Annotated in this window: 7 protein-coding genes and 3 pseudogenes; 6 read left to right on the top strand and 4 right to left on the bottom strand. The window is 67.3% G+C overall.

Annotated features, from left to right (window positions below; translation table 11 throughout):
* Positions 1-382 (bottom strand): DUF4277 domain-containing protein (locus tag MJ797_RS23875; protein WP_239341470.1); only part of this gene is annotated, 382 nt, incomplete at its 3' end.
* 108 nt (positions 383-490) lie between these two features.
* Positions 491-658 (bottom strand): annotated as a pseudogene (locus MJ797_RS23870) (group II intron reverse transcriptase/maturase); the annotation flags it as partial.
* Positions 659-1,218: 560 nt separating this feature from the next.
* Here MJ797_RS23870 and MJ797_RS23865 point away from each other — a divergent pair.
* A complete protein-coding gene (locus tag MJ797_RS23865) occupies positions 1,219-1,665 on the top strand; it encodes a transposase (RefSeq protein ID WP_239341466.1) in 447 nt (148 codons plus the stop codon).
* Between the two features lie 151 nt (positions 1,666-1,816).
* A pseudogene (locus MJ797_RS23860) lies at positions 1,817-2,068 on the top strand (IS5/IS1182 family transposase); the annotation flags it as partial.
* Positions 2,069-2,100: 32 nt separating this feature from the next.
* Here the strand turns inward: MJ797_RS23860 and MJ797_RS23855 are convergent.
* Entirely contained in the window at positions 2,101-3,630 is a 1,530-nt protein-coding gene (locus MJ797_RS23855) for a hypothetical protein (RefSeq protein ID WP_239341464.1), read from the bottom strand.
* A 122-nt stretch (positions 3,631-3,752) separates the two neighbouring features.
* A complete protein-coding gene (locus tag MJ797_RS23850) occupies positions 3,753-3,908 on the bottom strand; it encodes a hypothetical protein (protein ID WP_239341462.1) in 156 nt (51 codons plus the stop codon).
* 287 nt (positions 3,909-4,195) lie between these two features.
* On the opposite strand from MJ797_RS23850, the gene MJ797_RS23845 reads away from it, so the two are divergent.
* The 4 genes and pseudogenes from MJ797_RS23845 to MJ797_RS23835 all read left to right on the top strand — a co-directional run.
* A complete protein-coding gene (locus MJ797_RS23845; protein ID WP_239341460.1) occupies positions 4,196-5,590 on the top strand; it encodes a hypothetical protein in 1,395 nt (464 codons plus the stop codon).
* A 241-nt stretch (positions 5,591-5,831) separates the two neighbouring features.
* Entirely contained in the window at positions 5,832-6,737 is a 906-nt protein-coding gene (locus MJ797_RS23840; protein ID WP_239341458.1) for a hypothetical protein, read from the top strand.
* 72 nt (positions 6,738-6,809) lie between these two features.
* Complete coding sequence (locus tag MJ797_RS27635; RefSeq protein WP_374582889.1) at positions 6,810-7,625, top strand: DUF6083 domain-containing protein; 816 nt, start codon at positions 6,810-6,812, stop codon at positions 7,623-7,625.
* A 270-nt stretch (positions 7,626-7,895) separates the two neighbouring features.
* A pseudogene (locus MJ797_RS23835) lies at positions 7,896-8,849 on the top strand (IS5 family transposase); the annotation flags it as partial.

Genomic DNA, 8,849 nt, shown 5'->3' with positions numbered 1-8,849 from the left:
TCTCGATGCCGAACGCCGCGACCGCGACCGCGCCGATCGAGCCGGCGATCGCGTCGGCCTGCTCGGCGAGGGCTTCGAGCGCCCGGCCGCACCGGTCGTCGTTGAGCGCGTCGGGCTCGATCCCGAAGATTTCCTTGACGGCCCACCTGCGGGCCCACTGCTCGACCCGGATCAGCGGGGTCGGGGACGTCAGCCGGTTGGCGATCAGCATGGCGATGACCTGGCCGTGGGTGTAGCGGGCCTTGTTCTCCTGGATCGGGCACAGCCGGTCGATGATCGCGACGAGGTCGATCCTCGCGAGCAGGCTACGGATCACGGGCAGCGAGCCGAGGAACTTCTCCGAGCTCGGGGGCCCGTAGAGGAGGTCTGCGGTCGCCAGCACGCTGCGAACCGTGCCAGACCGGACGCACTACGCACCAGGTTGATCGCCACGCCGCCGGATCAAGAAGTCACGCAATCAGCACACTGGACGATCGTGCGGAGTACAGGGTACCCGATCCCACGCCACCAGCAGGAACGCGGGATCACAGACGAGATTGAACAGATCATCGAACCTGCGATCAGGATCGTCGCTGGCCCATCGGTGCAGCTTGGTCTGGATCTCCAGTACCCGGCGTTCCGCCTTCAGTACGGCATCGTCTGGCCCGTCGGTATTCACCAACGCTCTCCTGGCATTCCAGCACCCCGACTGCAGACTTGCTGGCCTTCTTCGCCATGTGCACGCCTCTCGCGTGCTCGGACTACTACAAGGCCTCCGCCCCATCCCGTATCGTCAACGGACGACGCGTCTATCCCACCCACCCGAACGGATTCCGGGCAGCGGGAGTGGTGCGGGATGGTTCCCGTGTTCACTGCGAACCGATCGATCAGCTTGGCATCCAGCTCTGCCCCGGCAGCCTCGCCATGAGTACGCCGCAGCCTTTCCTCATGGCCTCCCCACCGGCATCGCAAACCGGCTACGGAGTCAACCACCCATTCCGGGCGGTCCCGCGCTGCATCCCGGCCCGTATCCACCAGATTTGAGCCGGTGACACGCTTACGGAGCTTTACCACTGGTTCCTCTCGTATACCGTCTGATCTCGCTCGCCGGACCCGCCCCGTCTGGCAGTCCCGAGGCGTCCCGGCTTTGTCAGCGCTGCTCCCGCCCTTCCCGGCGTCTCCCGGGTCAGACTGCGCTCAGCTTCTACCAGGCTGCTGCGACAGCCCAGCGAGAAGGCCTTGCACCTCCTTCGGTTCTCAGCGCCTCACGGCGCACTGCGACCTCGTTGTCGCAGCCTGGCCTCCTGGGCCGGACTCGCACCGAAGACCCACCAGTCCGCCGGGCGGGCCAAACCCAGCCGGACCGCGAAAGGTAACCGCTACCTCGCCGGCGCCCTCGGCCAGGTCGTTCTCGCGCTCGCCCGGACCCGGACCTTCTACGGCGCCCGCTACCGGCGCATCCGCGCCAACCGAGGCCCTCAGAAAGCCATCGTCGCCGTGTCACGGTCGATCCTGACCACCATCTGGCACCTGATCGACAGCCCGGACGCCCGCTATCGCGACCTCGGCGCCGACTACCACGAACGACGCAAGGACACCCGCAAACAGGTCGCCGGCCATGTCAGACGCCTGGAACGGCTCGGCTTCCAGGTCGCCGTCACCCCCCAGGATGCGCCAGCCGTCTGACCCCAGCTCCGACAACCTGAACATCACCACCCAGCCCAGCGTCCCAAGAACACCGGGCTGGGTTGGCACGCTCGGACCCAGGTGAATTTTCGTTCTAGCACAGTCCGCGACCGCTGACGGAAAGCCATCCCGGAAAGTGCTCGACGACCACGGCATGGTCGGCGAAATCGCCAGACAAGGGGTTCCGGCCCCGATCCAGGTCGGGAAGAGATGGGTGTCGGAACGTACCCACTCGTGGATGAACGGCTACGGCAAGCTACGCCGCTGCACCGAGAAGGACGCGGCGGTCGTCGACTTCTACCTGTACCTGGCCGCCGCGTTCGTCACCGTCCGCAGTCTGATTCGGAGGGCCACGACCACCCACCGCTGGGCCACCCGGCCCACCACCCGCCGCCTGAAGTGAGCCTATTGCCGGGCGCTCTTAACCAGCATCGTTCAGCCCGGCCGAAGGATGCGCGCGAGCCGAGGCCCGACCGGTTGCTGGGCGACCTGGTGGAGGCGCTGCACGAGCCGCACCAGTTCGGGGCAGTCCGCAACGCCCCCGCCCTTGAGCGTGGCGCAGTCGACTGGGTTCGGGAACGGGGCGAGTGCGCGATGGTCGCTGGTCAGTACTTCGCCTGGGCGACGCGGCAGGTACGCGAGCGTTTCAACGTCGTATTTGTGGGGTTCGAGCAGAATCACGGTGTCGTCGGTACGGCCCTGCGCGATCAGTTCGTCGAGTTCTTTCGATAGTGCCGGGGTCAGTTCGTCGGCCCAGACGATGATCTGGCTGGCGATGGCGATCAGCATGGACACTGTCTGGAACCAGGTCGCGGTGGGTAGGTAGAGTCGGTTGCCTACGACGAAGCGCATCTCGAACGGGTCGACCTCCAGGTCGCCCGCTGTGGTGCTGGCGACCTGGACGAGCGGAACACGGGCATCGAGATCTTCGAGTACTGAATCGGCGTCTCGGTAAGTGATCACTTTCACGTGATCGGCCCGCTTCTCGTTCAGGATGAACTCGGCCGTTGTCACGCCGGAGCGCTCGGTCATCTCGAAGTTGCGCAGCAGCAGCACGAACGGCTGGCCTGTGCACGCCCAGGACCGCACGGTGCCGGCCGACCGCGTGTGCACGCGACGCGCCCGCCCGACGACCCCCTCCATATCGCTTTTTGGGTACCAGTGGCGCTGTCGTCGCAGGTAGTCGAGCTGGAACTCGGGTTCGGTGAAGGCGATTCGGTCCAGTACGCGGTTGGCGTAGCACGCGACCGTCACCCAGCGGTCCAGGTCTCCGTCTAATCCGGACGGTGCATCACCGAACCGTAAGATTATCTCGGCGAACGCGTGCCGAGCAGCGGGTTCGTCGTCGAACTGGAGGGCGAGCAGGGCCAAGTTCACGAGGGCTTGGGCGACGCGGCCACGTAACTCCGGGTCCGCACTTCCCTGCCAGCGCCGCGCGACCTCGGTCCATACTTCGGCAATATGGGCTCTGCGCGTGTCCCATGGCGTGCCAGCGATGCTTCGCAGCATCGCGATCTGCACCAGTGCGCGGCACGTCGCCCGCTCGACCTCGAGCGATGTGCTCGTGCCTGCGCGATCGACAACCTCCCGCAGGATCCGCTGCGCGACGGAGTTGTGTTTCGGGCTGTCGGACGCGAGGTAAACACAGTCGTCGGTGAGGCCCATGATCACCCGCCATGCGAGGTCGGGGTTTTGGTGACCGGCGTAGCGCTCGGCGAGCCAGCCGAGCACCAGGAACGCGTCGTCGATCAGGCCATGCCCCGCAACGCCGATCGCGATCTCGAACAGACCAAACGTATGGTCGTGCTCGGTGCTGTGCTCTGCGAGTTCGCCGAACAGCCACTGCTGGAACCGGTGGTTCCCCTTCTTCGCTGATACCCCACGCCGGAACTCCTGCCAGTGCGCCAACGCGCCGTCGACCACCATGTCCCTGCTGAGTCCGACAGCCGCCCAAGGGTCACTCACCGCACCAACTGTGCCAGTTGATCACATTGGGGTTCCAGTGGGGTAAACGAAACGCGATTGACGTGGATGTCGCGTTCGGCGACGTCGGCGCGTAGCAGCGGGTCGATCTGGTGGTCGGGGTTTTAGTCCGGGGTTGAGACCCGCGCGTAGTCAATGCGGATGTGGGTGAGCACCGCCGGGTCGGTGAGGAGGAGTTCGGTGGGCTTGAAGCCGCTGGTCATGGTCGTGATCATCATGCCGACCGGCCATAGTTCGCCGCCTGCCTGGACTTCGTGCACTCCGGCGACACACTCCTTGTCCCCGCCTCCGACCGGGGCTCCACTCCCCGAAGAACCTGATCGCCTGAGCGACCTGCGCTCCGCGAAGTCCGCTTCGCCCCCCTGCACGAAAACCTCGACACCACCCCACCCCTGGCGGCCGGCACCCCGCATAGGTCGATCGTCGCTGCGGTTCTGACACTCAGGAATCCCGCATGGACCCCGACAAGTGGGGAACTTGCTGTGCATCTCCATCGTCTACGCTGTAGATAAAGCAGCGCTACGGGCGGGAGTGTGCAGCAGTGGAGATGTATCGCTATCACGCGGTGGCGAACGGCCTGCGGACGGATCACCCGATCCCGGATTTGCCGTTCGTCGACGACGCACACATCCCTGTGGACGACCCGAAGGGGATCTCGGCGGTGGGTCGTCATCCGGGTGGTAAGACGTGGGGTCGCCAGGACCGGGTTCGTGAGGGCGGGTGGGTGGCGTTCACGACCGACCCGGGCCGTCATGATCTGTGCTGGTTCGTGCGCTGGCATCCTGACCATGGGCGGTCGGTGGTGCTCTACCGGGACGACGACGCCTCCTTCGTGCACATGACCTACTGGGGGCCGGCTCTGCTGTACCGCGCTGGCGGCTACTGGTGGGACGGTGACGGCTGGTACCGGCCGGCGCAGGTGTGGGACGCGGCGGGTGAGACCTACGTGCGCCGCTCGGTGCCCGGGGCCACGACCGTCAGTGCGGCCGATCTACTCGCCGGTGGCGGGGACGCTGTCCGCGGGCAGGTGTTTTCCGTGGCGGACGTCGACGCGGACACCGGCCGCGTTGATCCGGCCCGGCTCGTTGCCCCGTGGCTGAACGAACTCGCCTGCTGGGCCGGGTACCGCAGCGACGGTGCCCGGCCGTTGGCGGAGTGCGTGGTCCGCGTCGCCGCGCCGGAGCTCACCGGCGATCAGCTGGTCAGCCAGGCTGAACTCGCCGCGATCGGCGGGATCGCCGCATCGACGCTGCGCGCCTACCTTGCCCGCGGCGAGGGCGACGTCCCGCTGCCCCAGGCCAGCGTGGGCGGGCGCAGTGTGTGGTCGCGACCGGTCGCCGAGGACTGGGCCGAGCGGCGGCGCCGCTCGGACGACGGCGTGAGGGAGACCATCCAGGCGACCCGGGGTGACGCGACGCAGCCCCCGGGGATCATCGATGTCTGGAACCGCTACGTCCGGATATTCATGTCGGGCCTGTGGGAGAACCCGAACCGGCGCCGGCGCTGGGCACTGCGCTGGCGTAGCGAGGCGGCCGTGCGTGACATCGCCGAGGACCTCGGCTGGTCTGTCGCGGCCGACCTCACCGGCGAGCGTCTGGTCCCCATGGCCGACCTGTCGATCACGATCCGCTACGCGATCCTCGACGAGTTCACGACCGGCCGAGAACTCGACGCCAGCGCCGCCAGCCGCGTCGACATATACAAGCCCACCTTCTACGGGATCAACCGCCCGATCGCCGGGATGCTCGACTGGCTCATCCGCCACCGCCCCACCCTCGCCGCCGCCACCATCGCCTCGGTGATCGGCGAAGCCGAACGACGCGGCATCCCCCGCCCTGTCAGCGAGGAATCGATCCGCACCGCGCTGTCCCTGGACGGCACGCTCGACGCCGAGAGCTACGACGCGTTCCTTGAACGAGTCCTGACACCAGCAGACAGCTGATCCACAATCACCGAACCGCACTTCTCGTAGTGAGATGATAACGCCAAGTATCTTTTTGCGGCTTTGAGGAAGTGGCTCCTCTCTGCGTGACGGATCTGCAACCTGTCGTGCAAGTATTCGGTGATCGTCCTGGTGGAGTGGTCGGTATGCGGCGAGAGTGGAGTCCAGAGCATCTGATCGCGTGTCGGATGCTGTGCGAAGGTGATCTGAAGCTGTTGCAGAACAAGGCGGGGGCCATGCCGTGACCGGAAGCCCGGAACCGGCCGGGTTCGCCGTCGTGACCGCGTTGTTGTGCACGGCGGAGGAGTTCCCCGGCGAACTCGGCGACGACTACCCGGCCGCCTGCGCCGCACTTGGTTTGGAGACCAGCTCCGAGGGCTACGCGCTGCTGCTCGGCCAGGACGCCAGCGGGGCCTACTGGACCCAGATCTCGACCGATGTCGACAGTGTCACCGCCGCGTTGTCGATCTGGGCGATGGGCGACGAGGCGGATGTCATCGTCGAGATCGCCACGGTGGTCGCGACCTGTCCCGGCTGGCCCGTCGAATACGCCATCAGTCTTGCGGACCGCCCCGAACCCCACGACCCGCCCGACGCCGGCCCGGTGCTCACCGCGCCGTCGAGGACCAGCTGGGCGAAAGCAATCCGGCGCCGGGCCGCGGACTGGCTCGCCATCGACCTCGCCGACACCCGTGACCCCTACGACATCGAGTTCGACCGGCTCAACTGGGGCGACACCGATCTGGAACCGTCGGTGCGGTTCGTTGACCTGCTGCCCCGCGCCCCGGCCCCGGACCATCCCGCTGTGGTGCGTGCGCTACGCGAGGTCTGGCTGCTCGCCGCTGCGGCCCACCCGCCCCCAGGCTCGGTCCGCGCCAGACAGGCTGCTGGTGGCGGCCGACTCGTGCGCGCGGGCGGCGACGGCTGGAGCCTGGTGACCAACACCGCTGAGCCCGCCCTGGCGCTGCTCCTGGTCGACGACCTCGCCGACATGGCCGTGGACATCTCCGGCACCGACGGGCTGCCGCGGCTTCTCGACGCGCTCACCGCCGCCGCATCCCGTGCCCTGCCGCCAGGCCCGGCGAAGCTGAAGAACCCGATCCCGAGGCGCGGCCACGCCGGTAGCCGGACATCCCGACTCTCATGAAGGAGCTTTACTGGTGAGCGTCTATTACTATGCAGCGGCGGGTGACGCCTCTTCCGAGGGTCGGGGCGCCGAATGTCATCGGCTGGCCGCGCTGGCGGGTACCCCCGCGCGCCGACAGGTCGTCATTACGCGCATGTTACGGTAAGAATCATGATCGATCCGCTATGTGAGGTCTGTGGCGAGCGCCGACCCGACGCCGTCGAGCGTCCCGTTCCGCTCCGCACTCTGGCATGTAACACGTGTTGGAACGCGGTAACGACCTTTCCGGAGCGCGAGCCGCTGCCGCCGGCCATCAACGAGCTCGTCGAGCAACTCGATGAGGGACTGAATGTCGACGTACGCGCGGGCAGCCCTACGACCTGTCGCGATTGCGGAGCCGCTGGTAGTTGGCATCGGACCGTCAACGGACGATGGATCATCTTGGAACCGGGTGACTATCCCATAGGTAAGGTTCCGAGCGGGAGGCGGTGGCGAGTCGCCGGCGACGGAACGGCGGTGAATCTCCGCAGCGCCCTGCCTACCGATTCCTGTCGAATCACCCACTTCGATGTCTGCCCCGCCGGGCCCGAACCCGCGGACGCCCCGTTTCTGCGAGCCGTGTGGCTCCGCAATGCCGGTGGCCCGGAACCCGTAGAAGCAAAACCGGCCGGCGGTGGCGTCCGTAACGGTGATCCTTCCGTTGATCGCGCTGACGTGATGAACGCAGTGGACTGCCCACGGTGTGGTGCGCCAGCCGGCGAGCCATGCCTGCGACGGGACCGCATAACGGCGCGCATCAGCCTTCACAGAGCCCGCTGGGACCATTTTGACGCGTTCAGAGAAGTGTCCGACGGGCGCCCGTCGCGGGGGATCATGGTCCGACCGGCTGACCAGCCCGGGAGAACCTGATGTGCTGGCAGTCAACCACGAGACCGACGCCTTACCACGTGTGCGCCAAGCTACCCGACCGCGAAGGTCGCGGGCGGGCGATGTCCCGGGGATACGCCGGCGCCACGGCCCGGCCCTTCGGGCCGCCCTGGTGACGCCGCGGGCGGGAGTCCGGGTGGGGCCACCTCGGATTGCTGAGTCCGCGGGCCGATTAGGGCCTGTTCCGAGTCCGGATCACAGACGGGATGATCGTCTTTCGCGTTCGGATGCTCCGGCTGGTAGCACGGTTGTATGACCCGTGGCGACCTGACCGACGGCGAGTGGGAGTTGATCGAGCCGCACCTCCCGCTGGGGGCGTCCGGGCCGATCCCTGACCTGCGCGGCTACTTCAACGCGGTGATGTGGAGGTTCCGTACCGCCAGCCCCTGGCGGGACGTGCCGAACCGCTACGGCTCCTGGTCGACGATCTACGACCGGTTCCGTGCGTGGGCGCGGGACGGGGTCTTCCAGACCCTCATGGACACGATGATCGTCGAGGCGGCGGCACGCGGCGACGTCGACCTCAGCCTGGTCAGCGTGGACTCCACCGTCGCCCGCGCGCATCACCACGCGGCGGGCATGGTGGTCGATCCGGATCTCCTGGAGGACGTGGAGAAGGCCCTGACGGAGGAAAAGGGGCTTCGGAAACCGAACAAAACGACCCTGTGACCGAGGCGCCCGAGGACGCGGAGGAAACCGAACGGGCCCGGCGCCGCGCGGTACACCGACGCCGCAAGGCCCGGCTGAAGGCCGCCGAACGGGGCCGCTCCCGGGGCGGGCTGACCAGCAAGGTGCACCTCGCGACCGACCGGCGCTGCCGCCCACTGTCCATCATCCTCACCCCCGGGCAGTCCGCGGACAGTCCGCGTTTCCTCCCGGTCCTGAAGAAGATCAAGGTGCGGGGGTCGGTCGGCCGCCCCAGGACCCGGCCGGACGCGGTCGCCGGAGACAAGGCGTACTCCTCCCGCGCCAACCGCGCCCACCTGCGCACACGGAAGATCCAGGCGGTGATCCCGGAGAAGGCCGACCAGAAGGCCAACCGTAAGAAGCGCGGCAGCGCAGGAGGCCGCCCGGTCAGCCACGACGCCACGCTCTACAAAGACCGCAACACCGTGGAGCGCGGCATCAACAAGATCAAAGAATGGCGGGGTCTGGCCACCCGCTACGACAAGACACCCGAAAACTACGCCGCAGGACTCCACCTGC

It is taken from the genome of Protofrankia sp. CiP3, from assembly GCF_917627345.1.
In the GTDB taxonomy this organism is placed as follows: domain Bacteria; phylum Actinomycetota; class Actinomycetes; order Frankiales; family Frankiaceae; genus Protofrankia.
Note: the sequence above shows the minus strand (reverse complement) of the source record. Positions and strands in the feature narration are given on the sequence as shown.

Excerpts from the sequence above, each read along its gene's own strand:
- MJ797_RS23845 (WP_239341460.1), top strand. The coding sequence starts at position 4,196 with ATGTATCGCTATCACGCGGTGGCGAACGGCCTGCGGACGGATCACCCG.
- MJ797_RS27635 (WP_374582889.1), top strand. The coding sequence starts at position 6,810 with ATGTCATCGGCTGGCCGCGCTGGCGGGTACCCCCGCGCGCCGACAGGT.